This window comes from Streptomyces sp. NPDC020192 (assembly GCF_044388685.1).
Taxonomy (GTDB): Bacteria; Actinomycetota; Actinomycetes; order Streptomycetales; family Streptomycetaceae; genus Streptomyces.
The window spans coordinates 16,207-40,041 of the sequence record NZ_JBIRXG010000018.1; the positions used below are offsets into that span (position 1 = coordinate 16,207).

Sequence of the window (23,835 nt, forward strand, 5' to 3'; positions counted from 1 at the left end):
TTCCTCACCCCTCGGGCGCGTCCCCGAAGTCGGGGATCGCCAGCCGTACCCCGCCCTGCCGGGCCGACTCGTGCGCGATGATGCCCGGCAGGGTGTAGCGGGCCGCCGTCCACGCGTTCACCGACGGCAGCGAACGGGTGGTGACGGCGGTGACGAAGTCGTCCACGAGGAAGTGGTGGCTTCCCTCGTGCCCGTTGTGGAGGTGGTCGAACTCCCTTGGCAGCCTTGACCGGTCGTGCACCGGCGCCGAACCGGAGGTAAAGGCGGCCCGCAGCTCCGGCGCGACATGGGCCAGCGAGGGATCGTCGGGCGACAGCGTCGCCTTGGGCTCCAGCAGTTCGCTGATGTCCTTCACCCCGTTCTTGTCCTGCCACAGCGCCACCGTGGCCAGCTGCTCCATGCTGGCCTCGGTGCCGAAGAACCGGAACCGGGACTCGCGGATGTGCGAGGGATAGCCGACCCGCCGGAACTCGTTCGTACGGAACGATCCGCCGCCCGCCACCTCGAACAGAGCGGTCGCGTTGGACACGTCGTTGTCGAACTGGCTGACCGAACGGTCGAAAACGCCGTCACCGCGATCGTCTCGTACCCCGATCGCCGACACGCTCACCGCGTGCGTCCGCCAGGCCCCGAGCACCCCGCCCACCGAGTGCGTCGGGTACAGCAGCGGCGGATAGCTGGCGGTCGTCCTCCAGTTCTCGCCGCCGCTGTAGCGGTAGGCGTCGTAGAAGCCGAGGTCCATGTCGTGGACGTAGTCGCCCTCGGCGTAGAAGAGCCGGCCGAAGGCTCCCTGGGCGATCTGGTTGCGGGCGTGCACGGTCGCCGGGTTGTACTGGCTGGTCTCGCCCATCATGTACGTCAGCCCCGTCGCCCGGACCGCGTCGATGATCGCGGCGATCTCCTCCGTGGTGACCGCCATGGGGACCGCGGAGTACACGTGCTTTCCGGCGCCGAGCCCTTGCAGGACCAGCGGGCCGTGCGTCCAGCGCTGGGTGAAGACCGCGACCGCGTCGACGGCGGGCGACTCCAGCATGGCCTCGTACGACGGGAAGGTGCCGGCGAGACCCTGTGCGGCGGCGAGCCGCTCGGCCCGATCGGGCAGCAGGTCGGTGACATACACGTCACGGACGCCGGGGTGGGCCTGGAACAGGGCGGCGAACTGACCGGAGAACTGTCCGGCGCCGACGATGCCGAGAGAGAAAGTCATGCTGTTTACTTTTGATCCGGAAGAATCAAACCGTCAAGGGGCGGGTGGAGGCTTCTGTGGCATGCTCTGTACGCAATAAGGTGACCTGGTTACTTGTGAGGCGGAAGAAATGACCAGCTGGCTGCCGCTGAGCCCGGCGGAGCGCTCCGTGGCGATCGAGGTGCTCGTGCACGGTCCGCTGTCGCGCACGGAGCTGGCCCGGCGGCTGGGGTTGTCCCAGGGCAGTCTCACCCGCCTGACCAAGCCCCTCCTCGAGTCCGGACTGCTGGTGGAGGCCGCCGGGGCGGGCGGCGGGGCGGAGACCCGTCAGGGGCGGCCGTCCCAGCCGCTCGGGGTCGTGGCCGACTCCTGCTCCTTCCTCGGCTTCAAGATCACCGGCGACATGGTCTACGGCGTGGTCACCACCCTGCGCAGCGAGGTCACCGCCCGCCTCGACCGGCCGCTGACCACGCACGACCCGGCCGCCGTCGCCGGCATGGTCGCGGACCTGGCCGCCGAACTCGCCGAGGGGCGCCCCGCCCCGGCCGGTATCGGCATCGGCGTGGGCGGCCTGGTGCGCGAGCGCGCGGTGGTCGAGGAGTCGCCGTTCCTCGGCTGGCGGGACGTGCCGCTCGCCGCGCTGGTCCAGGAGCGCACCGGGCTGCCGGTCGTCGTGGAGAGCGACGTCGCCGCCCTGGCCGAGGCCGAGAGCTGGTTCGGCGCGGGCCGCGGCCTCGACCGCTTCGCCGTCCTGACCATCGGCGCCGGCATCGGCTACGGGCTGGTGCTCGGCGGCCGGCGCGTGCCGTTCGCGGAGGAGGGCCGCGGCCCCGGCCGGCACTGGATCATCGACCCGTACGGCCCGCTCACCCCGGACGGCGCCCGTGGCAGCGCTGTGTCCCTGCTCACCATCCCCAGCATCGAGTACCAGATCCGCGCCGCGACCGGCCGCGACACCGGGTACGAGGAGATCCTCGCCGGTGCCGCCGCGGGCGAGCCCCTGGCCTCCCGGGTCGTCGACGAGGCCGCCCGCGCGCTCGGCACCCTGGTCGCCCAGATCGCCAACTTCGCCCTGCCGCAGAAGATCCTGCTCGCCGGCGAGGGCGTCGGACTGATGGATGTGGCCGGGACCACGGTCCATGACACCATCCACGCCCACCGGCATCCGCTCGCCGCTGTCGTGGACCTGGAGACGAAGGTCTCCGACTTCCACGACTGGGCGCGCGGCGCCGCCGTACTGGCGATCCAGGTGCTCGTGCTGGGTGAGGGGAGAGTGTGAACTCCCGTACGCGCATTGACAGATCGACGTGATGAGTAACACGGTCCGAAATGTCCGCATCGAGTGTACTTACTCACAGCGCCTTCACGTCGACCGGCATATGCTTCACAGCATGTCCACCACTGTTGAAGCCGCCCCCGAGCGATCGGCCGCGGAGGTCAACGAGGAGATCAGGGCCCTGTGGCGCCGGTCGGGCGGGACACTGACCACCGAGCAGCGCGCGCAGTACCAGCGCCTCGTGATGGAGTGGGCCGCCGCGGCCCCGCGCTCGCAGCGAGCGGCCTGACCGGCCTCGCGCGGACCGCGCCGTATCCTCCGGGGCACCCGTGACCGCACGGGTGCCCTTCTCGTGCCGCCGTACCGGCCTCTCGTCAGCCCCAGGTCGCCGAGTAGTACCGCTGATAGGCCTTGCGGTCCTGCTCGGCCCGGATGTACCGGGTGGCGACGAGCGCGATCAGACTGCCCGCGATGACCAGCAGCCCCGGCCCGATGTTCCGGGTGTCCGTCAGCCGGGCCAGCAGCGTCTCGCTCTGGCCGCCCGACACCGGCGCCGCCGCACCCGGCGATACCGCGTTCGGCGCGATCGCGGCCTGCGTGGCCGCGGGGGAGGGGGCGGTGCTCTGCGCGGTGCCGCCGGCGTTCTGGGCACCGTTCCGGGCGGCGCTCTGGGCCGACACGATGAGCTTGACGTTCAGTGCCGTCATCGCCTTCGTGATCGGCTGGAAGAACGTCGTCCCGCCCGCCGTGCAGTCCCCACTGCCGCCCGAGGTGACACCGAGCGCGATGCCGTCGGAGAACAGCGGGCCGCCGCTGTCGCCCGGCTCGGCGCACACCGTGGTCTGGATGAGCCCGGTGACCGTGCCCTCGGGGTAGTTGACGGTCGCGTTCAGCGCGGTGACCGTGCCGTCGTGCAGACCACTGGTGCTGCCGCTGCGGAACACCCGCTGCCCCACCGCCGCATCGGCCGCCCCCGTGATCCGCACCCCGTTGCCACCGCCGATCGCGACGACGTCGGCGCCGTCACCGGCCTTGCCCGAGGCGTACTTCACGAGCGAGAAGTCGTTGCCGGGGAAGGTGCTGCTCACTGTCTGCCCCAGCTGCTGGTTGCCCTGGTTGTTCGCGAACCAGGTGGAGCCGGCCGGACCGCAGTGCCCGGCGGTGAGGATGAAGTCGCTCTGCCCGTCGGTCACGTTGTACCCCGCCGAGCAGCGGCCGCCCGTCGACAGGATCGGCTGGGCGCCGTTCAGCCGTGTGGTGAAGGTGCCCTTCGTCCGTTCCATCTGCACGAAGTCACCTGTTTTCGCGGCGAGTTGGCTCATCCGGGACCAGTCGCTCCTGGACACCGTGCTGTCCGCGCTCACCACGACCCGGTTGGTCCGGTAGTCCACCGCCCACGCGGTGCCCGCCACCCGGGGTGCCGAACGCAGCGTGGCGGTGGCCGACTTGAGCTCGTCCATGCTGTGCGCGACGACCTTCGCCTCGGCCCCCGCGCCGCGCACCGCCCGCGCCGCCGCGTCGTCGGTCACCGCCACCACCGGCCGCCCGTCGGCCCCGATCCAACTGCCCGCCGTACGGGCCGTGCCGAGCCGCGCCACCAGCGCGGCGCCGGTGTCCCCGGCGCCCGTGGGGGCGGCCAGCGCTCTCACGGCGGCCGGCGGTGTCTCGCTCGCCATGGCCGCCTGGGTGACCATCGCGCCCCCCAGGAGGAGTCCGCCGACCGCCGCCAGACGTGTCACTCGCCGGACGATGCGTCGTCGTGCGTGCCGCATGCATGGCTCCCGAAGCCGAACCCGAACGCGCGCCGCCCCTACCGGCAGCGCGAGACCCCCAGCTCGTCGAGGGCCCGCACTTCCATACGGAGGCCACCGCCCTGGCGTTCAGCGGAGTCGGTGCCTCTCGGCGCGCGCCGAGCGACGGCGGCCTCCCCGGCGTGCGGTGAGTGACGGTGATCCGGCCGGCGGGGCAATCTGTCGGTAGGCATCCTCGCCGGGGCGCTCCGCCGCTACGGCGTCCGCGCCTGGATGCGCGGCGGCCACGGCATCCCGGCCCGGACATGCGGTCGCCATGGCGCTCCGGCGCCCGGCGGGGGGATGCGCGGCTGGGGCATCCGTGCCGGGGCGATCTGCCGCCATGGCGTCCCGCCTGGATGCGTGGCGGCCGTGGCATCCCCGCCCGCACGTGCGGTCGCCATGGCGCTCCGGTACGGGCTCAGCTCTTGCGGGCCACCCCGCCGTACATGGCGACCTCCTCCGGTTCGGCGCCGTGGGTGTGCTCCGGGCGCCAGCGGGAGCAGGACACCACGCCCGGCTCCAGCAGGTCGAGGCCGTCGAAGAGGCGGGCCACGTCCTCAGGTCGCCGCTGGGTCAGCTTCGGGGTGCCGTTCTCGTTCCAGAACTTCACCGCCTCGTCCACGTCCGGCATCGACGGGCTGGTGATGGTGTGCGACAGCACCAGATGACTGCCCGCCGGCAGTCGGTCGGTCAACCGCCGTACCAGACCGTACGGGTCCTCGTCGTCGCCGATGAAGATGACCACGCCGAGCAGCATCAGCGCCACCGGCTCGCTGAAGTCCAGTGTCCTCGAAGCATGTTCGAGGATCGCGTCGACATTGCGCAGGTCCTCGTCGAGGTAGTCGGTACGGCCCTCGGGCGTGCTCGTCAGCAGGGCGCGCGCGTGCGCGAGGACCAGCGGGTCGTTGTCGACATACACGATCCGGGACTCCGGCGCGATGCGCTGGGCGACCTCGTGCGTGTTGTCGGCGGTGGGCAGCCCGGTGCCGATGTCCAGGAACTGGCGGATGCCCTCCTCGGCGACCAGGTGGCGCACGGCACGGCCGAGGAAGAGCCGGTCGGCACGCGCGTACTCCCCGATGCCCGGGTGCAGTTGGCGTATCTGGTCGCCGGCCGCGCGGTCGACCTCGTAGTTGTCCTTGCCGCCGAGCCAGTAGTTCCAGATCCGGGCGGTGTGCGGCTGGCTGGTGTTGATACGGCTGCGCAGCGACACGGCCACGTCGTTGGTGGCTGCCGGGTTGTCGGTCACGTGGGTCAGCTCCTGGATGCCTGGGAAAAGCCGGACGAGATGCCTGGGAAAGGGCGGACGAGCGGCGCGTTCACACCGTTCAAGACGCAATCTAGACGCCCGAGTTGATCATTGCCGGGCATCCCCGGTTTTCGGTCGTTCCCTCTCCCACCCCGGCCGCCTATCGTGAGCCCCATGACCGGCATCCCGCACGACACCCCCGGCGCGCCGGACCCGCTGGGCGCCCTCGGCCTGGAGCGGCTGCGCCGCCGTACGAGCATGAAATGGCGCACGTACCCCGAGGACGTGCTGCCGCTGTGGGTGGCCGAGATGGACGTGTCCCTCGCCGAACCGGTGGTCCGCGCGGTCACCGACGCGCTCGCCCTCGGCGACACCGGGTACCCCGCCGGCACCGCCTACGCCGAGGCGCTGGCCGCGTTCGCCGCCGACCGCTGGGGCTGGGACGGGATCGCGATCGAGCGCACCGCGATCGTTCCGGACGTGATGCTCGGTGTGGTCGAGATGATCAAACTGGTCACCGGGCCCGGCGATCCGGTGATCGTCAACCCGCCGGTGTACCCGCCGTTCTTCCAGTTCATCGGCCACATGGACCGAAAGGTGGTCGAAGCGCCGCTCGGCCCCGGTCTGCGCCTCGATCCGGCCGCCCTGGAGGAGACCTTCCGGGAGGCCACCGCCGGCGCCGGCCGCGCCGCCTTTCTGCTGTGCAGCCCGCACAACCCCACCGGCACCGTCCACACCGCGGACGAACTGGCCGCCGTCGCCGCCCTCGCCGAGCGGTACGGCGTCCGGGTCGTCGCGGACGAGATCCACGCCCCGCTCGTCGCCCCCGGCGTGCCCTTCGTGCCGTATCTGAGCGTGGCCGGCGCCGAACGCGGTCTGTCCCTGATGTCCGCCTCCAAGGGCTGGAACCTGGCCGGCCTCAAGGCCGCCCTCGCCCTCGCCGGGCCGAAGGCCGCCGCCGACCTCGACCAACTGCCCGAGGAGGTCAGCCACGGCCCCAGCCACGTCGGCGTGATCGCCCACACGGCCGCCCTGCGCGACGGCGGAAGCTGGCTGGACGCCCTGCTGACCGGCCTCGACGCCAACCGTCGGCTGCTCGACGCCCTGCTCGCCGAGCACCTGCCCGCGATCCGCCTCCACCCCGCCGAGGCCACCTATCTGGCCTGGCTCGACTGCCGCGACCTCGGCCTCGGCGACGACCCCGCGCACATTTTCCTCGACCGCGGCCGGGTCGCCGTCAACTCCGGGCTGCCCTTCGGCACCGGCGGCGTGGGGCACGTACGGCTGAACCTGGCGACCTCGCCCGAGATCGTCACCGAGGGCGTACGGCGGATGGCGGCGGCCCTGCCCGCAGCGGGTGGCTCCTAGACTGCCGGGCATGGACGACACGCGGCTGGACCGGCTCGGCTCCGGCAAGTATCTGCTGGTGACCAGCTATCGCAAGAACGGCACCCCGGTCGCCACCCCGGTGTGGGTGGTCCGGGACGCGGACACCCTCGGGGTCTGGACGGCCGCCGACAGTTTCAAGGTCAAGCGGATCCGGCGCCGGGCGGACGTCCTCGTCGGCCCCTGCGACCTGCGCGGCAACCCCACCGGCGACCAGCTGCCGGCCACCGCCCGGATCGCCGACGCGGCCACCACCGCCCGCTACCGGAACCTCGTCGCCCGCAAGTACGGCATCCTCGGCCGCCTCACCCTGCTCGGCAGCCGGCTGCGGCGCGGGCTGGACGGCACCGTCGGGATCCGGGTGACCCTCACGGACTGAGGGCCACCCGGAAGCGGTCTCCTACGACGCGTCGAGCACCGACCCGGTCAGCACCAGCCCGTCGGCCTTCGGCTCACCGGTGTTCATGTCGGCCTGCTGGAACCGTACCGACTCCGCCGGTTCCTTCACCTTGTCCTTGACCGTGGGCACGGTGATGTCCACGCTCGTCTTCCCCGCCGGGACGTCCACCCACAGATAGATCCCGGCCTTGGACAGCGGACGCTCCGGGTCGGGCTTCACGCCGGCGGTGTCCTGAAGCCAGCGCGCCGAGACGTCCTTCGTGGACAGCTCCGGCCCGGTCGCGGGCGGCACCACGGCGAACAGTGCGCTCATGTCCACGTCCACCGCCTCCGACAGGGACAGCCGCCACGCCAGGGACTGCCCCTCGGTCACCCGGTCGGCGACCGGCGTGACGGTCATTGTCGGCGCCGGATCGTCGTCGTGGACCGTGATCCCGCCCCGGTAGGAGCCGACGACCGCACCGTGGACCGCCTTGACCAGGACGTCGTGCGACACGTCCGGGCCGTAGCGGGTGTTGCCCTTCACCTCGACCGGTACGTCGATGTCGTGACCGCCCGGACGTACCGTCACCAGCCGGTCCGTCGCCTTCCCGGTGGCCGGGTCGACGACGTACACCCGCACCTGTCCGCTGCCGTGGCCGGTCACCCGGACCGGCACGTGATAGGTGCGCACACCCGAGTCGCCCTCGTCCACCGTCATCCGGCCGAGGTCCACGCGCGGCAGCGCGGCCGCCCGCACCGCCGGCGTCCCGGGCCGCCAGCCCCACGCGTCCATCAGCCAGGCCTGCCCGGAAGCCGAACGCGACGTCAGCTCAAGGGACGTGACCGAGCCGAGCGCGAACCCGCCACGCGTGGCCGCGGTCAGCGGCACCCGGAACTCGCGCGCCCAGTACGACGTGGTGCGCCCGCTGCCCGGCAGCCCGTCGGCCCGCACCCGACCCAGCTTCACCTTCCGGCCGGAGGTGTCGGTGAGGGACACATCCAGCAGGGTGCCCTTCGAGTTCGGCGGTACGAACAGCCGCAGCGCCAGCGCATCGGAGCCCTTCAGCGACACCGGGTGCTGCACGCTCACCCGCGCAGCCGCGCCGGCGCGGGTCCAGCGCAGCGCGATCGCCCGCCGGCCGGTCTCCCGGTCCGTCTCCCACTGCGCGAAGTGCGGTGACGCGCCCGTCACGCCCCGGCCCAGGCACGCCTGGTCCGGGCTGGGGTTCACCGCGTCGCACAGCCGGGCGCCGGTCACCGACACCCCGCCGTCCGGCAGGGACCCGGCACCCCGGCGCGCCCCCACCGCATGGCTGAGGACCCGCGCCGGGTCCGCCGACGGCGCCCGCTTCCCGGAACCGTCGAGCAGCGGCCGTACCCGGTCGTCACCGGCCAGGTACATCCGCGCGGCCGCCGCGACGTACGTCGAGCCCGCCCGGTACTGCTGGTCGGCGGTGAGCCGGGTCGCCGCGTGCTTGCCGCACACGGGGTCCGGGTGCTGCGGGTCGTCGGAGAAGTCGTCCTCCGACGGCGCCGCGGACCGGCCCGGCGTCCACTCGGAGTTGAAGAAGTTGTGGTCGGCGCCGATGACGTACACGGCGCTGTGCAGCGCGCTGCCGTCGCTGACCGCGCGGGTGCCGTCGACGTACACCTCGCCCTGCAGGTCGGAGACGTCACCGTCGCAGCCGGGCAGGATCGTCACCGACGGCACGTCGGGCACCGGGTTCTGACCGAAGACGGTGGGGCCGATCAGGACCGTGCCGCGGATGGTCCAGCGGACCGGGCCGTGGTAGCCGTCCTGGTCGGCGGGCGGCGGGTAAAGGCTGTCCAGGGCCGCCCGGTTGACGCCCTCGCCGCCCCGCGAGTGCCCGACGAGCAGTACCTTGGACAGGTCGGCGCGCGGCGACCGGCGGACGACGGACGGCGCGGTCTCGGGGTGCGCGGCCCAGTCGGCCCACCGGGCCAGGTGCAGCCGGACCAGCGAGGAGCGGGCCTGGGCGCCGCCGTCCTCGGCCGCGGAGTCCTGGCCGTTGATGCCGTTGGCGGAGATCGAGACGGTCACATAGCCCTGCGAGGCCAGGAGTTGCTGGTCGCGCAGGTAACCCCGGTGACTCGGCACCGGCTTCCAGCCCGGCTTGCAGGGCCAGTCGCCGCTGATGTCCTTGCCCTGGTAGCAGGTGTAGTGGCGGCCGTGCAGGAACAGCGCGAGCGGCCGCTTGCCGGAGGCGCCGACCGGGGCGACGACCACCCCGCGCATCTCCACCGGCGCCGAAAAGCCGGGCAGCTTCACGGACGTGAGGCTGTACTCGCCCGTTCGCGTCCGGTACGAGCCGGGCTTGCCCGGGTCGACGGGGTTCGCGGGCAGCGGGGCGGGCGGCTTGACCGCGGACGTGGCCCCGGCGGCCTCGCGCGCGTCCAACCGCCGTCCACCGGACCAGACTTGCAGGCCGTGCAGATCGTCGGTGCGCTGTCCGTCGAGCGGCAGCCGGAAGGTGTGCCCGTCCCTGCCCGGCTGGGGAACTCCCAACAGGCGTCCGTCCGACCGGAACTCGACCCGGGCGTCGCCCATCGGCACCGGCCGGTCCGACCGCCACTCCAGCCGCGCATGCGACCGCCCGCCGGCGATCCGCCAGCCCGGCGGCAGCGTCCCGTCGTCCGACGCGGCCAACTGCCCCGTATGCGATGGTGGTTGGTCTTGTGCGACTGCCGCCCCTGGGGATGCCCCCGCCACCGCGAGCAACGCGGTGGCGGTCACCCATATGTGCCGGGCACGGACCACTGTTCCTCCTCGTACCCCCGACCTCGAGCGTCCCGGCCGTCCCGGGAGCCCCTCGCCCCCGGAGGACGGAAGGCGCAGTCTGTGGGTTGCCTGTGCGGGGAAAGTGATCGATCACGTGATCGAGATCAGGACAACGGAGGTCGACAGCCCTGGAGTTGACCGGCGGGCCGCCCGCCGTCGGCAGGCTCGGCTTCTACGGCGCCGCGGCGGGCGAACGCCGCGGCCTGCGCCGGGACTACGCCCGCGCCCACGGCGCGCCCGAGGCCGCGGGCGACCCCTTCGCGCTCGACCTCGCGGCCGACGACACCCTGCGCGCTCTCTACCTCGACGCCGAGTGCGACGACGGCTATCTGCGGGACCGCAACGTCTTCGACGGCCCCATCGGCATCGAGGACGACATGGCCGTCCTCGTCCGCTATGCACGCGGGGCCACGATGACCTCCATCTGACCGCCTACTCCCCGTGGGAGGGCTACCGGGTCATGGTCAACGGCAGCGCGGGCCGGCTGGAGCTGGAGCTGGAGCTGGAGGTCGAGGAGAGCCGCTGGCAGTGTGAGCGGTCCGCAGCGGGAGGTCGGCCGGCGGCTGCCACAGCGGGCGCAGGGTGAGCCGTACGCCGCCGGCGTGCCGGGCCGCGCTGTCCCCGTGCACCGCGCCGCTCCCGGCCACCGAACGCGACGGCGCGCTCGCCCTCGCCGTCGGCCTCGGCACCAACCGCGCGTTCGAGACCGGACGGCCCGTCAGCGTACGGGAGCTGGTGCCGGGGGTGTGGCCCCGGTGAGGTCGACGTCGCGTCTCCGCTTCGGGGCGCGCGTGGACGTGTCAGGTCCAGGCCCGGTACGGCTCGTCCACCAGCTGGAAGACGGGCTCGCTCCGCACCGGGTCCTTGGCGGTCGACAGCCGGACCCGGTCGCCGCTGTGGATGCCGATCGGCGGGCCCATGACCCGGCCCCGTACGACGAACCCCTCGGCCATCTCGATCAGCGACACATTGCGCGCGGCCGGCGTGTTGCGGTGCAGCACCGTGGAGTGCCGGACCGTCCCGACGCCCTCGCTGCGCTCCGTGCGCAGCTCGCTGCCCTGGCACACCGGACACAGCAGCCGGTGGTACATCGCGGTGCCGCACCAGGCGCAGCGCTGGAAGAGGATGGCGTCCTTGGAGTCCACGGAGACGGGATCGAGCAGACCCGCCGCGGCTCCGGCCGCCGGATGCGAGGCGTTTGCTGAGTGGTGGTACACGCTGGTCAACTCCCTGCGCTGGGCCGGAATCCCGCGTGTCCGGCGCACACCGGGCACACGTGTGCGCGGCTGCGGTGCCACCGTGCACACCGACAGGTTATGGCACTCAGTGTCACTCGTAAAGACACTCCGTACCCTGAATGTGTGCACGTGAGCCGGGTCAGGCCCGGCCGAGTTCCGCCTCCAGCTCCTGCACCACCCGCCACAGCGGGGTGTCCCGGCGGCAGGCCAGCACCACCACGTCGTCGGGATCCCCGGCCGGTCCGCCGAACGGCACCGGGCTGACGCGGGCGGGCGCGGTGGCCTCGGCGGGACGCCCGAACGCCTTCTGCACATACCCCAGCGCGTGGTCCACCGCCGCGCCCGCGTCGCCCTCGCCGTCCGAACGCAGCCACGCGCGCAGGCCGTTGTTGTGCGCGGCGACGACCGCGGCCGCGATCACGTCGGCTCGCAGCGTGCCGTCGGGCCGGCCGGCGAAGCGCCCGCGCAGATACTCGGCGAGTGCGCGCTCGTAGCGCCACACCACCGACAGCTCATAGGCGCGCAGGCCCGGCACCTGCTTGGTGAGGCGGTAGCGCTGCACGGAGAACGTCGGGTTCTCGGCGTACATCCGCAGCACCAGCCGGGCCGCGTCGCACACCCGCCGCACCGGTTCGTGCTCCGCTCCGCCCGCCGCGAGGAAATCGGTCATGTCGGCCAGGCAGCGCTCGTGGTCGGGGAAGACCACGTCCTCCTTGGAGGGGAAGTAGCGGAAGAACGAACGCCGGCCGACCCCGGCCAGGGCCACGATGTCGTCGACGGTGGTCTGCTCGTACCCGCGTTCCAGGAAGAGCCGGAAGGCCGCCGCGACCAGGGCCTCCCGCATCGGCGGCTTCGCGGTCGGCACCGCGCTGCTGGAGCTCATGAACGGGAACGTAGCACCCGGAGGCACCCTATGACACTCAGTGCAGGACGAACGGCCTCATGGGGGAACTGAGTGCTGTGAGGAGGTGTCGAAGGTGCCCTCGGCACCGCAGGAGCCCCCGCCGGACGCCCACCCCGGTCGGGGACACCGACCGACCCCATGCCCCCCCGCTCCCACAGCGAGCGGCCCCGCGCGACACGCCCCGCACCCTGCGACGTAACCTTTCTCCACCGTGCCGGGACCGGCCCGTGTCGGCAGGCACCGTCTGCTGCGGGCACCGGCCGTCCCCGTACCGGCCCGCCCGAGGAGATCCCGCATGCCCGCCGCCCGCCACCGACTGCTCTACGTCACCGACCTGGCGTACCAGGCCCGTGGGCGCCGCTACTGCGACGAGGACATCTTCCTCACCTCCCGGCTCCGCGCCCGCTTCGACCTCGCCCTGTGCCACCCGCTGGACGCGGCCGCGCTAATGGACGGCTTCGACGCCGTGGTCGTGCGCAACAGCGGGCCCGTCCTCGGCTACCAGAGCGCCTACGACGCCTTCCGTACGCAGGCACTCGCCACCGGCGCCCGGGTGTACAACCCGCTCACCGGCAGGGCGGACATGGCCGGCAAGCAGTACCTGCTCGATCTGAGCGCCGCCGGCTTTCCCGTCATACCGACCGTCGGCAGCGCCGCGGACCTGCACGGGCTGCCGGCCGCCGAGCGGTACGTGGTCAAGCCGAAGCTCGGCGCGGACTCCGCCGGCCTGCGCGTCGTGCCCGCCGGGCAGGTCGCCGGGGTCGTCGCGACGGCCGGCGGTGAGGTGCTGATCCAGCCCTGCGTCGACTTCGTCCACGAGGTGTCCTTCTACTTCGTCGACGACGACTTCCAGTACGCCCTGTACGCCCCCGACCCCGAGCGCCGCTGGGAGCTGCAGCCCTACGCGGCGACCGCCGGCGACCTGGAGTTCGCCCGGCGCTTCATCGACTGGAACGACCTCGGCCACGGCATCCAGCGCGTGGACGCCTGCCGCACCCGCGACGGCGGTCTGCTGCTGGTCGAACTGGAGGACCTCAACCCCTATCTGTCCCTGGAGGCGCTGCCGGAGGAGGCCAGGGACGCCTTCGTCGCCGCGTTCACGGCGTCCCTGAACCGGTTCGCGCAAGGCGCCCTCAACCCGGCCTGACCGTCACCAGGGTGAGGTGCGGTCAGGGCGGAGGCTTTGGTTGAGAGGTGAACGGCTCTCCCGTCCCGGCCGTATCAGTGCGCGGGGACCTCGCGCGTCCCGCCCGCCCGCCCGTCCGGGACGGGTCGGGACGGGGACGGAAGGAGAGCCTGGTGCCGACACCGCCTGATGCTGAACGGCCGCATGCCGGACCGGTCCTGGAACCCGTACGGGTGTTGCGGCCCCGCCGTCTGGACGCCCTCGCGGAGCTCATGCGCGAGATGGAGGCCGTCGTCCCGGCACAGGCAGCGCAGACCACCGAGGACGACACCCAGGAACTGCCGCCTGTGCCGCCGGCCCGCCCCACCCCCGGCATGCCGGGCCGGAAGCCGGGTGTGCGCCGGGCCGCCCTCGCCGGGGCCGTGGCGGTGGCCGCACTCGTCGGCTTCGGGTGCGCCCTGCTGCTGCCCGACGGCCAGGAGGCCGCCGCGACCGCGCGGCCGTCCACCCCCGTGACGACCGCACCGCCCGCCGCCACGCCGACGCCCACCCCCTCGGCCGCGGGCACCTCCGCCACCGACCCCGACGGCGCCGGCACCCTCCGCCAGGGCGACACCGGCCCCGAGGTCACCGAACTGCAGCAACGCCTGCTGCGCATCCCGGACGTCTACCGCGACGGCTCCACGAACGGCACCTACGACGCCACGCTCACCGCGGCCGTGGCCCGGTTCCAGCTCTGGTACGGCATCCGCGGCGACGAGACCGGCGTCTACGGCAACGACACGCGCCACGCGCTGGAGTCACGCACGACCCCGGGCGACGGTTCGTGAGAGCGGCTGACAGCCGGCGGAGGGTTCGCCGGGATCCCGGTCGTGGAAGTCAGCGCCCTCCGCCGCGGACCGCCAGGGCCTCGCTGACCGCGCGGACGCTGCGGGCGATGTGCTGCAGCTGGAGGACCTCGGCGGCGTACAGCTTGATCGTGTGCTCGATGACCGACTCGGGCAGTCCCAGCATCGGCAGTTCGGCGCGTGCGGTCTGCAGGGCGGTCCGGGCCACGCGGACCTCCTGCTGCACCTGGAGCTGGGCGTGCCGGGCCAGCAGGACCGGGTGGCGGATGAGCGCCGGATAGCTGGCGTAACGCGCGGGGATCAGCTCCCGCAGCCATTTGGCCGCCGAGCGCTCCCAGTCGTACGAGCCCGGCGTCTTGACCTGACAGGGCCAGTCGGGACTGATGCGCGTGCTGGTCAGGGGCATGATCATCGCTTCCGGTGTGCGGCGTCGTGAGGGTGGTCGACGAGAGCGGGGCGGCCCCGGTCTAGGGGATGGCCGGGGCCGCCACGGGCGCGTCGCGCAGACGGCGCGCCCCGGAACACCCCGGGCGCCGACGTGGGTAGGGAACGGCGGCTGGGGGTGTCCGTGCGGGGCCCCGGGCGCGGGGAACCGGCGCTGCGTGGCGAGGTGCGTGCGCATGGCTGGTCCGTCGGCTCTCTCGGGGCTGTGGTGCGAGCAGTATTTATATATGCCGTCCCGTTTGCAAGCCGTATGAAAACATTCATGCGTGCTTTGTGTCGGATGATCCCTGTCCGGGGTAGGGGGGACTGCAGGATCTTCACGGCTGCCCGGTGCGGACGCGGACCGTCGGCGCCGCAGGTTCTTCGGGAAGAGGTCAGTCCCTCAGGAAGAACTGGTGCTGCTCGGAGAGCTGTTCGTACTTCTCCAGGCGGGCCTGGGTGCGCTCCGGGTCGGCGTCGGTCATGGCCTGCAGCAGTGCGGCCGCCAGTACGCCGGGCGCGGCATAGGAGTCGAACACCATCCGCGACCCGGTGCCGGTGGCGAAGACGACGTCGGCCTCGTCGGCCACCGGCCCGAGCGCCAGGTCGGTGACGAGGGCGACCTTCAGACCGGCGCCGCGGGCGACCCGGACGGCCTGGAGGGTCTCCTGGGAGTGCCGGGGCATGGCGAAGGCGAGCACCCAGGTGCCGCCGGCCTCGCGGGACTGCAGCAGCGCGTCGTAGGCCACGCTGCCGCCCCGGGTGACCAGCCGTACGTCGGGGTGGATCCGGCGGGCCGCGTAGCCGAAGTACTCGGCCAGGGACACCGAGATGCGCAGGCCCAGCACGGTCAGCGGGGTCGAGCGGGACAGCGCGCGGCCGGTCTGGATGATGCGCTCGGGGTCGGCGAAGTCGCGCCGCAGGTTCTCCAGGTTCGCGATCTCGGCGTCGACGGCCGCCTGGAGCTCGTTGGCCCGGTTCTCCTCGCCGGGTCCGCCCGCGAGGGTGCTCAGCGCGATCGACTGGAGCGTCTCGCGCAGCGCGGGATAGCCGCTGAAGCCGACGGCGGCGGCGAAGCGGGTGACGGAGGGCTGGCTGACCCCGACCCGGTCGGCCAGCTCGGTGATCGACAGGAACGCGGCCTCGGTGATGTGCTCGATGAGGTACTGGGCGATGCGCCGCTGACCCGGCGACAGACGGGGGCCGTCGAACAGTTCCCTGAGCCGTGAGGTCGGGGCGGCCTCGGCCGCGGGCGCCGTCCTGCCCGAGGTGATCGCTGACGCCTGTGCGCGTGCCTGCTGCGGCGAGGGCACCCGGTCGCTTCCTTTGTCTGCCACGACCACTCAACATAGCTCACCGGCCGTTGTGACCAGCAGGTTGAGCGTACGTGCTCACCGGTGATAGAGGCTGATCGAATGGCCCACGTCGCCGATCGGACGACTGGAAGCGATCAGTTCGGCCAGCTTCCCGCGCGCCTTGGCGACCGCCGAGTCCGACACCACCAGCAGCCCGTGCACCCGGTCGGCCGGGACGGCGCGCGGATCGGCGGCGCGGATGCCGTAGTACGACGGCACACCGCTGCCCTTGTACACCAGCCACACCCGCGCACCCGGGCCCTCCTGCCGGAGCCGGTCGGCGAGCCGGCCCAGGTCCTGACCCCAGTCCACGTTGGAATCGTGCAGCAGCCGGTGGGTGTTCGCCGGCCCGCCAAACGCCTCGTTGGCGTACGGCAGGTAGTATGGGAACGTCCGCAGCGAACTCACCGCAGTCCAGAGCACCAGCGCGGCCGTCGCACCGGCCGCCCACCGCCGACCGGTGCGCGGCACACAGGCCGGTACACAGGCCGCCGCCACCGCGAGGAACACCGGCACGAACAGCGCGTACCTCGTCCCGAAGTCCCGCGCCCCCGTCATCGCCGCCGCCAGCAGTACCCCGGGCGGCAACAGCAGATACGGCGCCGCGGGCCGCAACCGCCGTACCGCGACGACCGCCACGGCACCGGCGGCGCCGAGCACCAGCAGGCCGAGCGGCGTCTTCACCAGAAGGGCGGCGGGCAGGTAGTACCAGCGCGAGCCGGTGTAGAGGTGCCCGAACAGATAGCCCTGCCACGGTTGGTCCTCGAACGCGAACTGCACGCGCATCCCGGCCCGGTACGCGGGCGGCAGCGGCAGCAGATCGACCAGCCGCCCGCGCAGCCCGTGCAGGGCCGGGACCGGTGCGGCGGGGGAGAACCGCAGCCGCGGATCGACCACCAGATACGAGGCCCACACGACGGCGACGGCCATCAGCGCCATCACAGCCACCCCGGCGAGCGCGGTCAGCACCCTGCGGCGCCGGTCGCTCCCCACGGACGCGACGGTCACCGACACCGCCGCCAGTCCCATCAGCACCGGTACCGCCGGCAGTACGCTCATCTTGGTGGCCACGGCCGCCCCCAGCGCCGCCCCGGCGAGCGGCAGATACAGCGTGGGGCGTCGGCGGGCCCGCCAGGTCAGCCAGGCGGAGGTCAGGACGAAGCCGGCCGCCGGCATGTCCAGTGTGGCCAGGGAACCGTGGGCGATCAGGTCGGGGGAGAAGGAGTACAGGGCGAGGGCCACCAGGCCGCCGACCGTGCCCGTGACCTCGCGGGCGAAGGCGAAGGCGACTAGGCCGAACAGCAGGGTCAGCGCGATGACCGGCAGCCGGGCCCACAGCATCAGGCGCCAGGGGTCGTTGCCGGACTCGTACAGCAGATGCCGGCCCACGTCCCCTTGTGTGCCGGGGTACGACGGGTCGTAGTGCGGGTCGGCCACCGCCACCCCGGCCGCGATCAGCAACTTGCCGAGCGGCGGGTGCTCGGGGTTGTAGCGGATCCGGTGCTCGTGCAGATAGTCGGTGGCCGTGGCGACGTACACCGGCTCGTCGATGGTCGGCGTCTGCCGCACGGCCGTCGTCACCATCGCCGCCGCCATCTGGGCCAGCAGCAACATCACCAGAAGCGGGACCAGCCGGCGCCGGCGCATCACGGAGCCGCCGAGGGCGGACTGCTCGGCGGGAGCCGTTCGGCTGAGGACCAGGTGCTGTTCGCGCGCCATCATCCGCCCCGCGGTGGCACCGGCCGTACGGCGGCGGGAGAGTGCGTGGCCCGGATCATGGCCCTACTGTCGCACCGCTCCCGCCGCCGGGGGCGTCACCGCTGCACGAGTCGTACCGACAGACCTTCTGCCGTGTACACGGGTACGGCCCGCAGCCGGTCGGAGTTCACCTCGATCCGGGCGAACCGGCCACGCAGCCGGGGAGCGTCGAGGACCGCCAGCGTGCTGCCCGCCGCCGGCGGCCGCTCGGTGTCGAGCCGCAGTGACAGCACCGCCGAACCGCCCAGCACCGCCAGGTGGCGGGCCGTCAGCGGCGCCTTGCGGCCCGCGCGCAGGGTGACATCCAGCGTGCCGGCGTCCTGGGCGTAGGCGCCGCGCACCCGCAGCCGTCCCTCGATCCGCAGCGTGCCGTCCGTGACCCGCACGTCCCCGTGGCCGAGCGCGTCCTTTCCGCCTGCGGCCAGCGTGCCCTGGGCCAGCACGGTCCCGCCCGTGTAGCGGTTGCGGCCGGTCAGCGTGAGCGTGCCGGTGCCGCGCTTGGTCAGACCGCCACGCCCGTCGATGTCGTTGCGCCAGGCGTCGGCCGCCGAGAAGCCGCCCGCCGCCGCGTCCAGCGTGACCGTGACGTCCGCGTCGAAGGCACCGTAACCATCCGCCGCGGCGAACAGGTTCAGCCGCCCCCACTGCTCGAAGCCGTCGAGCAGGACGTAGCCGGAGGGCAGCGCGGTGGTGCGCAGCACCTCACGGCGCTGGTCCGCGCTCAGATACGGCAGCCGGGTCTCCAGCAGCACCTCCGCGCCCTTCGGCACGGTCAGCGGCACATCGCGGCCCTGGCGGGTGAGGACGTACGTCAGCCGGGGCCGGACCGCTCGCGCGTTGGCGTCCCGGTCGGCGTACGGGTCGGTGCCGGTGTGCGCGTAGGCGTACAGGGTGTCGGCCGTGGTGCCGGTCTGCGCGGTGAAGTAGGCGAGGGCCTGGGCGCGGGCGGCGGCCTTCAGCTGGGCGTTGGCCGGGTCGGCGAGGGTGGCCGCGGCGAGGGCGGTGGCCATGGTCCGGCCGCCGATGACGTCGACGGGGTGGTGCATGCCCGCCACGATCCGGGTGTGGCCCAGCTCGAGCGCGCGGGTCACCAGCTCCTGGAAACGCTCCGGTACGGCGTACGCGTAGGCCAGCGCGGCGAGGTGGAAGGCGTTGGTGTGGCCGCTCGGGAAGCCGCCGTCGTCGGTCGGGGAGGTGCCGCGCTGGCGCAGCAGCTGCGGGGCGACGACCACGGGGGAGTCGTACACCGGGTACCCGAACGCGTCGGTCCTTCCGGTGTCGACGACCTCGCTGTCCTCGTTCAGCCGCCACGGACGCGGGTACAGGTAGGCGTACTTGGAGGGGTTGCCGGAGGCGTACGGGCCGCGCAGGGTGTCGACCAGTTCGGCGACCTTGCCGAGGGCGGAGTCGTGGGCGCCCGCGCCGAGCGCCGAGCCGGCCGGGGCGTTCGCGGGCACGGCGTCGCTGACGGTGGTCGCCGGGGTGCCGTCGGGGGCGCTGGTGATCGAGGTGACCGCCTTGGCGCCCGCCTTGTACAGGTCGCTCAGCGGGCCGAGGCCCGCGATCATCGCGTAACTCTGGTGCTGGCGGTCGTAGATGAAGGCTTCCCCGGCCTGGGCGTCGGTGCGCTCGGCCGTGGTCCGGGCGCAGTAGCACAGGTCCGCGCGGAGGATCTCGGGGCGCAGCGGGGCCCCCGTGTTCCAGGCGGAGCCGGTCTTCCACACCTGGGCGAAGCCGCCGAGGATCCGGACCACCGCGTTGGTCTCGGGCGTCAGGTTGGCGGCGACGTTGGTCTTGTAGTCGTCCACGAACGCGGCCGGCGCGCTCGCGGCCTTGGCGTCGGCCGCCGGCAGCCAGACGGCGACGGCCGGGGCGGCGAGCACGCCCGCCGACGCGGCCAGCGTGGTCGTGAGGAAACCGCGCCGGTTCAGCGCGGAGGAGGGGTGCCCGGCGGGTTGCGGCATGCCTGTGCCTCTCAGGGATGGGCCACGGGGAAAGCCCGGCGCAGTGTGCCGAGTTGTGTGATCCCGTGGAGAAGTAGGGAGAAGAAGTCGAACGGCTGCATATCTATGGCTGGGGTGTGACCCGCCGGGGAGACCCGGGTGATCTCCGGCTGTTCGGCAGGTGAACGCGGGGCGTTCGGCGCACAGAAACCAACAGGCGGGTCACCGGAGCCGACTTACAGAAGGGAGCGCGCGAGCGCCACCGCTCCCTCGACCGGCGCTACCCGCAGCGGCCGTGGCCGGGCCGACGGCAGATCCTCGGCGAGCGCGGCGGCGAAGGCGTCGTACAGCGGAGGCTGGGCGAGGATGGTGCTGCCCGCGACCACCACCTCGTCCGTCGCCGCGCCGCGCCGGGCCAACAGCGCGACGAGTGCGGCCAGCGAGCGGCCCCCGGCGGCTATGACCTCCTGGGCGAGCGCCGAGCCCGCCTCGGCGGCGGCGAAGACGGCCGGGGCGGCCCGGCCCCACGCGGCGGACGGATCGGGGACGTTCTCCAACGCCGCGCCCAGCGCGGGCACTTCGGGCACGCCGAACGCCTCGAGGAGCGCCACCGCCAGCGCGTCGGGTGCCTCGCCGCGATCGTGGGCGGCCCAGCAGGCGCGCACCGCCTCGCGGACCAGCCCGGCCGCGCCGCCCTCGTCACCGAGGACCGCGCCCCAGCCGCCGACCTGCACGGGAGTGCCGTCGGCGCGCCGGCCCACGGCCACCGAGCCGGTGCCGGCGACCAGGCCGGCGCCCTTGTCCAAGGCGGCGGCGGGGACGAGGAGTTCGGCGTCGCCCACGACCAGCGCGGGCACGTCGAAGTGGAGATGCAGGGCGGTGCGTATCTGGTCGCACTGGCGTGGGGTCTCGCAGGCGTGGCCGCCCACCGCGACCGCCGACGGGCGCAGGCCGGCCGGCAGGGCCTCGGCGATCAGCCGGGCCAGCCAGCCGGCGGCGGCCACCGGGTCGTACGGCCGCCAGCCGCCGCTCGTACGGACGTGGTCGGCGACCGGGGTGTCCCCGGCCAGGGCACGCAGGTGTGTCTTGGTGCCGCCCACGTCGATGCCGACCAGGACGGGCGTGGAGTCCTGCACGGGACCTCTTTCGTCGTGCGCGCAGCTCTTTTCACGCGCGCTGTGCTGCGACGGCGGGCGAACCGTGCCTGGAGGAAGCGGAGTCGAAGCGGTCGGGAAGCCCCGGGACGGGCTTCTGGCGGAGTACGGCAGGCGAGTACCGTTGAGTTCGTTAGGAAATTAACTAACGAAGTACAGTGCGTCAAGAGAGTGCGTCAAGAGTCCTCGCGACCTGTGGGAGAACCGTGGAACACGACGTGGTGGCGACGCCCCGGCTGACCGAGAGCGCGAGCGCGGTCTTCGCCGTGCTCGCCCAGGCGGGCAGCGCGACCCGGCCGCAACTGGCGAACCTGGCCGGGCTGTCCAAACCGACGGTGTCCGCCGCCGTCGCGGAGCTGGAGAGCGCCGGGCTCGCCGCCCATTCCGGTACGGCGTCCAGCGGTACGGGCCGTACCGCCGCCGTCTACCGGCTCGGGCCGGCCGCCGGCGCGGTCCTGGCCGTCGATCTCGGCCCGGACCTCACCCGGGTACGGGGCTGCGCCCTGGACGGCACGCTGCTCGCCGAGGCCACCGGCCCCCGGGCCGAGGCCGCGGACGCCGTCGGCGAGGCCCTCGACGCGCTGCCCGCCGCGGCCCCGCTGCGGGCCATCGTCGTCGCGATCGGCGACGTCACCGCACCGGCCACGGAGGGCGCCGGGGCGCGTCCGGCGACCGCCAAGGCGGGCCCGGTCTTCGACGCCGTGGCCGTCGCGCTGCCCCCGGGCGTCCCGGTCCACCTGGAGAACAACGTCAACTGCGCCGCCCTCGCCGAGCTGCACGAGGGCGCCGCCCGGGGCCGGGGCACCTTCGGCTATCTGCGGGTCGGCGTGGGCGTCGGCCTCGGCATCGTCGTCGGCGGGCAGGTGCTGCGCGGGGCGAACGGCGCCGCCGGTGAGCTGGCCCGGCTGCCCTATCCCTGGGACGAGGGCCGTGAGCCGCGTCTGGAGGCCCTGGAGCAGTCCATGGGCGCGCGCTCCCTGCTGCGCCGCGCCGCCGAGGCCTGGCGGGACGCGGACGGGCCGTGTCCCGAGACCACCGAGGACCTGTTCGCGCTGGCCGGCGAGGGGCGGAGCCCGGCCCGGGCCGTCGTCGCCCGGCACGCCGCCGACGTGGGCCGGCTGGCCGCCGCCGTGGCCGCCGTACTGGACCCGGGGCTGATCGTGCTCGGCGGCAGCACCGGCGCGTACCCGCAGCTCCTGCCCGGGGTGCGGGCCGAGCTGGGGCGGCTGAGCTGGCCCACCGAGGTGGTCAGCAGTACGGTCGGGGATCTCGGTACCGTCGTGGGCGCGGCCCGGCTCGCGGTGGCCCGAGGTGTCCGAACCGTGACCGAGCCCGCGCGATGGAGGCATTGACGGCTTCCGGCTCGTTCTGCCAATGTCCGGACAAGCGCTTTCTAAGCCGGTCGGGACACCGGCTTGGTGGCCTCCCGGCCGTACACGACATGAGCGGTGTACGGCGACCGCACGAGGGCGTGCCCGTGCGGAACCGGCCCCACCGGGGCTGGGGGAGCCCACCCGCCAGCAGGCGATGCGGCCGGGCGAGGCCGTGCCCCCGGAAAGCGAAATTTCCTGCAAAATGCACCCGTGCCGCCTCGGCTGGCGCCGTGCTCCGTCCAGTACGACGAAAAGGGATCGAAAATGACCAGTGTGGGTGTGCGGCGCTCCCGCCGACTCGGCCGTGGCGGCATACGCCGCGTGGTTCCTCTCGCTGCCGCTGCCGCGGCAGGTGCCCTTCTGCTCTCCGCCTGCGGGTCGGGATCCGGCTCGGGCGGGAACTCCAAGTCGCTGACGTTCTGGATCTCCACGGTCCCGGGGCAGGACGCGGGCTGGAAGAAGCTGGTCGCGCAGTACAAGAAGGAAGCCGGCGTCGACGTCAAGCTCGTCAACATCCCCTACGACGGCTACCCGACGAAGCTGCACAACGCCGCGCAGGCGAACGCTCTGCCCGACGTGGCGGACGTGCCCGCGCTGGACCCGATCTGGTCGAACAAGCTGATCGACCTCAGCTCCATCGCCAACAACAAGAGCAACAACATCAACGGCAACTTCCTCGCCAAGGACTCGTCCGGGAAGGTGCTTTCCATCCCCTCGGACGTCACCGCGTCCGGCCTGTACATCAACGAGACGCTGTTCAAGAAGGCCGGCGTCTCCTTCCCGACCTCGCCCCAGAAGACCTGGACCTGGACCGACTTCATCAAGGCGGCGAACACGGTCCGGGACAAGACCGGCGCCAAGTACTCCCTGACGTTCGACCAGTCGCCGTCCCGGCTCCGCGCCATGGTGTACGAGCTCGGCGGGCAGTACGTCCACGCGGACTCCTCCGGCACGTTCTCGGTGGACGCCGCGACCAGGAAGGCCGTGAACTTCTTCGTCGGACTGAACGACGACAAGACCATGCCGAAGTCGGTGTGGACCAGTGGCGCCGACCCGTCGGCCATGTTCCAGAGCGGTGACGTGGTCGCCTACTGGTCCGGTGTGTGGCAGGTTCCCGCCTTCGCGGAGAGCATCAAGAAGTTCGACTGGGCGAGCGTCCCGACTCCCGCCGAACCGGTCCAGGCCAGCGACGTCAACAGCGGCGGCATGATGGTCGGGTTCAACAACAACGGCGCCGCGGCCACCGCCGCGCAGAAGTTCCTCTCCTGGGTGTACGAGCCGAAGCAGTACACCGAGCTGGTCGAGTCCTCCGGGTTCCTCCCGGTCGAGAGCGGTCTGAACCCCAAGTACCCCTTCACCTCCGAGGCGGCGCAGGCGGCGTTCAAGCTGTACAACGAGGAGATCCCGCTCTACGCCCCGATCTCCGGGTACTTCAACACCGCGCAGACGAACTGGGTGCTGAAGGGCAAGAGCCTCACCACCGACCCGACCAAGACGGAGCTCGGCAAGGCGGTCAACGGCCAGCAGTCGGCCGACAAGGCCCTGGAGAACATCGTGGCCGGCTACAACCAGCAGGTCGGCGGCGGATCGTAGGCCACCGGGCCGGGCGGCGGGGTCGAGTCACCGCCGCCCGGCCTCGGGC

At 72.8% G+C, this 23,835-nt stretch carries 22 protein-coding genes; 11 read left to right on the top strand and 11 right to left on the bottom strand.

From position 1 onward, the window contains the following. Window positions 1-4: 4 nt before the first annotated feature. Window positions 5-1,207: a Gfo/Idh/MocA family protein gene (locus ACH47Z_RS30295; protein WP_399079271.1), complete on the bottom strand. Its 1,203-nt coding sequence runs from the start codon at window positions 1,205-1,207 to the stop codon at window positions 5-7. Window positions 1,208-1,316: 109 nt separating this feature from the next. Between ACH47Z_RS30295 and ACH47Z_RS30300 the strand changes: the two genes are divergently transcribed. Next, entirely contained in the window at window positions 1,317-2,465 is a 1,149-nt protein-coding gene (locus ACH47Z_RS30300; protein ID WP_399079273.1) for an ROK family protein, read from the top strand. Window positions 2,466-2,565: 100 nt separating this feature from the next. After that, window positions 2,566-2,751 carry a hypothetical protein gene (locus ACH47Z_RS30305; RefSeq protein ID WP_225097636.1) on the top strand — a complete coding sequence of 62 codons (186 nt, stop codon included), beginning with the start codon at window positions 2,566-2,568 and terminating at the stop codon, window positions 2,749-2,751. An 85-nt stretch (window positions 2,752-2,836) separates the two neighbouring features. Here ACH47Z_RS30305 and ACH47Z_RS30310 read toward each other — a convergent pair whose 3' ends face one another. Continuing rightward, window positions 2,837-4,234, bottom strand: coding sequence for a S1 family peptidase (locus tag ACH47Z_RS30310; RefSeq protein ID WP_399079275.1), 1,398 nt, complete (start codon window positions 4,232-4,234; stop codon window positions 2,837-2,839). A gap of 439 nt (window positions 4,235-4,673) precedes the next feature. Next, window positions 4,674-5,504, bottom strand: a complete 831-nt coding sequence (locus ACH47Z_RS30315; protein ID WP_399079277.1) for an SAM-dependent methyltransferase — start codon at window positions 5,502-5,504, stop codon at window positions 4,674-4,676. Window positions 5,505-5,678: 174 nt separating this feature from the next. Here ACH47Z_RS30315 and ACH47Z_RS30320 point away from each other — a divergent pair, with 174 nt between their 5' ends. Both ACH47Z_RS30320 and ACH47Z_RS30325 read left to right on the top strand, forming a co-directional pair. Then, a complete protein-coding gene (locus tag ACH47Z_RS30320) occupies window positions 5,679-6,872 on the top strand; it encodes a MalY/PatB family protein (RefSeq protein ID WP_399079280.1) in 1,194 nt (397 codons plus the stop codon). 10 nt (window positions 6,873-6,882) lie between these two features. Next, window positions 6,883-7,269 carry a PPOX class F420-dependent oxidoreductase gene (locus ACH47Z_RS30325; RefSeq protein WP_399079282.1) on the top strand — a complete coding sequence of 129 codons (387 nt, stop codon included), beginning with the start codon at window positions 6,883-6,885 and terminating at the stop codon, window positions 7,267-7,269. 21 nt (window positions 7,270-7,290) lie between these two features. Here the strand turns inward: ACH47Z_RS30325 and ACH47Z_RS30330 are convergent, their stop codons facing one another. Beyond that, complete coding sequence (locus ACH47Z_RS30330; protein WP_399079285.1) at window positions 7,291-10,050, bottom strand: alpha/beta hydrolase family protein; 2,760 nt, start codon at window positions 10,048-10,050, stop codon at window positions 7,291-7,293. Between the two features lie 155 nt (window positions 10,051-10,205). Here ACH47Z_RS30330 and ACH47Z_RS30335 point away from each other — a divergent pair, with 155 nt between their 5' ends. From ACH47Z_RS30335 to ACH47Z_RS30345, 3 genes are read left to right on the top strand one after another with little or no spacing between them, the layout of a single operon-like run. Further along, window positions 10,206-10,499 (top strand): hypothetical protein, encoded by a 294-nt coding sequence (locus ACH47Z_RS30335; protein ID WP_399079287.1) that lies wholly within the window; start codon window positions 10,206-10,208, stop codon window positions 10,497-10,499. Between the two features lie 32 nt (window positions 10,500-10,531). Continuing rightward, window positions 10,532-10,657, top strand: a complete 126-nt coding sequence (locus tag ACH47Z_RS30340) for a hypothetical protein (RefSeq protein ID WP_399079289.1) — start codon at window positions 10,532-10,534, stop codon at window positions 10,655-10,657. Beyond that, complete coding sequence (locus ACH47Z_RS30345; RefSeq protein ID WP_399079291.1) at window positions 10,654-10,830, top strand: hypothetical protein; 177 nt, start codon at window positions 10,654-10,656, stop codon at window positions 10,828-10,830. The genes ACH47Z_RS30340 and ACH47Z_RS30345 overlap by 4 nt, the downstream gene beginning before the upstream one ends. Before the next feature lie 41 nt (window positions 10,831-10,871). Here ACH47Z_RS30345 and ACH47Z_RS30350 read toward each other — a convergent pair whose 3' ends face one another. After that, on the bottom strand, window positions 10,872-11,288 hold the full coding sequence (locus ACH47Z_RS30350; protein ID WP_399079292.1) for a Zn-ribbon domain-containing OB-fold protein: 417 nt from the start codon (window positions 11,286-11,288) through the stop codon (window positions 10,872-10,874). 160 nt (window positions 11,289-11,448) lie between these two features. After that, the gene (locus ACH47Z_RS30355; protein ID WP_399079294.1) at window positions 11,449-12,192 is read right to left on the bottom strand and encodes a TetR family transcriptional regulator; all 744 of its coding nucleotides are present in this window, start codon (window positions 12,190-12,192) and stop codon (window positions 11,449-11,451) included. A 316-nt stretch (window positions 12,193-12,508) separates the two neighbouring features. Here ACH47Z_RS30355 and ACH47Z_RS30360 point away from each other — a divergent pair, with 316 nt between their 5' ends. Both ACH47Z_RS30360 and ACH47Z_RS30365 read left to right on the top strand, forming a co-directional pair. Beyond that, on the top strand, window positions 12,509-13,360 hold the full coding sequence (locus ACH47Z_RS30360) for a hypothetical protein (protein WP_399079296.1): 852 nt from the start codon (window positions 12,509-12,511) through the stop codon (window positions 13,358-13,360). A 152-nt stretch (window positions 13,361-13,512) separates the two neighbouring features. After that, entirely contained in the window at window positions 13,513-14,169 is a 657-nt protein-coding gene (locus tag ACH47Z_RS30365; protein WP_399079298.1) for a peptidoglycan-binding protein, read from the top strand. 49 nt (window positions 14,170-14,218) lie between these two features. Here ACH47Z_RS30365 and ACH47Z_RS30370 read toward each other — a convergent pair whose 3' ends face one another. The 5 genes from ACH47Z_RS30370 to ACH47Z_RS30390 all read right to left on the bottom strand — a co-directional run bounded on the left by ACH47Z_RS30370 (window position 14,219) and on the right by ACH47Z_RS30390 (window position 20,802). Further along, a complete protein-coding gene (locus ACH47Z_RS30370; RefSeq protein WP_399079299.1) occupies window positions 14,219-14,599 on the bottom strand; it encodes a hypothetical protein in 381 nt (126 codons plus the stop codon). Window positions 14,600-15,005: 406 nt separating this feature from the next. After that, window positions 15,006-15,923, bottom strand: a complete 918-nt coding sequence (locus tag ACH47Z_RS30375) for a MurR/RpiR family transcriptional regulator (RefSeq protein WP_399079556.1) — start codon at window positions 15,921-15,923, stop codon at window positions 15,006-15,008. Between the two features lie 78 nt (window positions 15,924-16,001). After that, on the bottom strand, window positions 16,002-17,687 hold the full coding sequence (locus ACH47Z_RS30380) for a phospholipid carrier-dependent glycosyltransferase (RefSeq protein WP_399079300.1): 1,686 nt from the start codon (window positions 17,685-17,687) through the stop codon (window positions 16,002-16,004). A 92-nt stretch (window positions 17,688-17,779) separates the two neighbouring features. Further along, entirely contained in the window at window positions 17,780-19,687 is a 1,908-nt protein-coding gene (locus tag ACH47Z_RS30385) for a phosphatase PAP2 family protein (RefSeq protein WP_399079302.1), read from the bottom strand. A 215-nt stretch (window positions 19,688-19,902) separates the two neighbouring features. Then, window positions 19,903-20,802 (bottom strand): N-acetylglucosamine kinase, encoded by a 900-nt coding sequence (locus ACH47Z_RS30390; protein ID WP_399079304.1) that lies wholly within the window; start codon window positions 20,800-20,802, stop codon window positions 19,903-19,905. Between the two features lie 224 nt (window positions 20,803-21,026). Here ACH47Z_RS30390 and ACH47Z_RS30395 point away from each other — a divergent pair, with 224 nt between their 5' ends. Next, on the top strand, window positions 21,027-22,172 hold the full coding sequence (locus ACH47Z_RS30395; RefSeq protein WP_399079306.1) for an ROK family transcriptional regulator: 1,146 nt from the start codon (window positions 21,027-21,029) through the stop codon (window positions 22,170-22,172). 285 nt (window positions 22,173-22,457) lie between these two features. Then, entirely contained in the window at window positions 22,458-23,786 is a 1,329-nt protein-coding gene (locus tag ACH47Z_RS30400) for an extracellular solute-binding protein (RefSeq protein WP_399079308.1), read from the top strand. The last annotated feature ends 49 nt before the right edge of the window (window positions 23,787-23,835 follow it).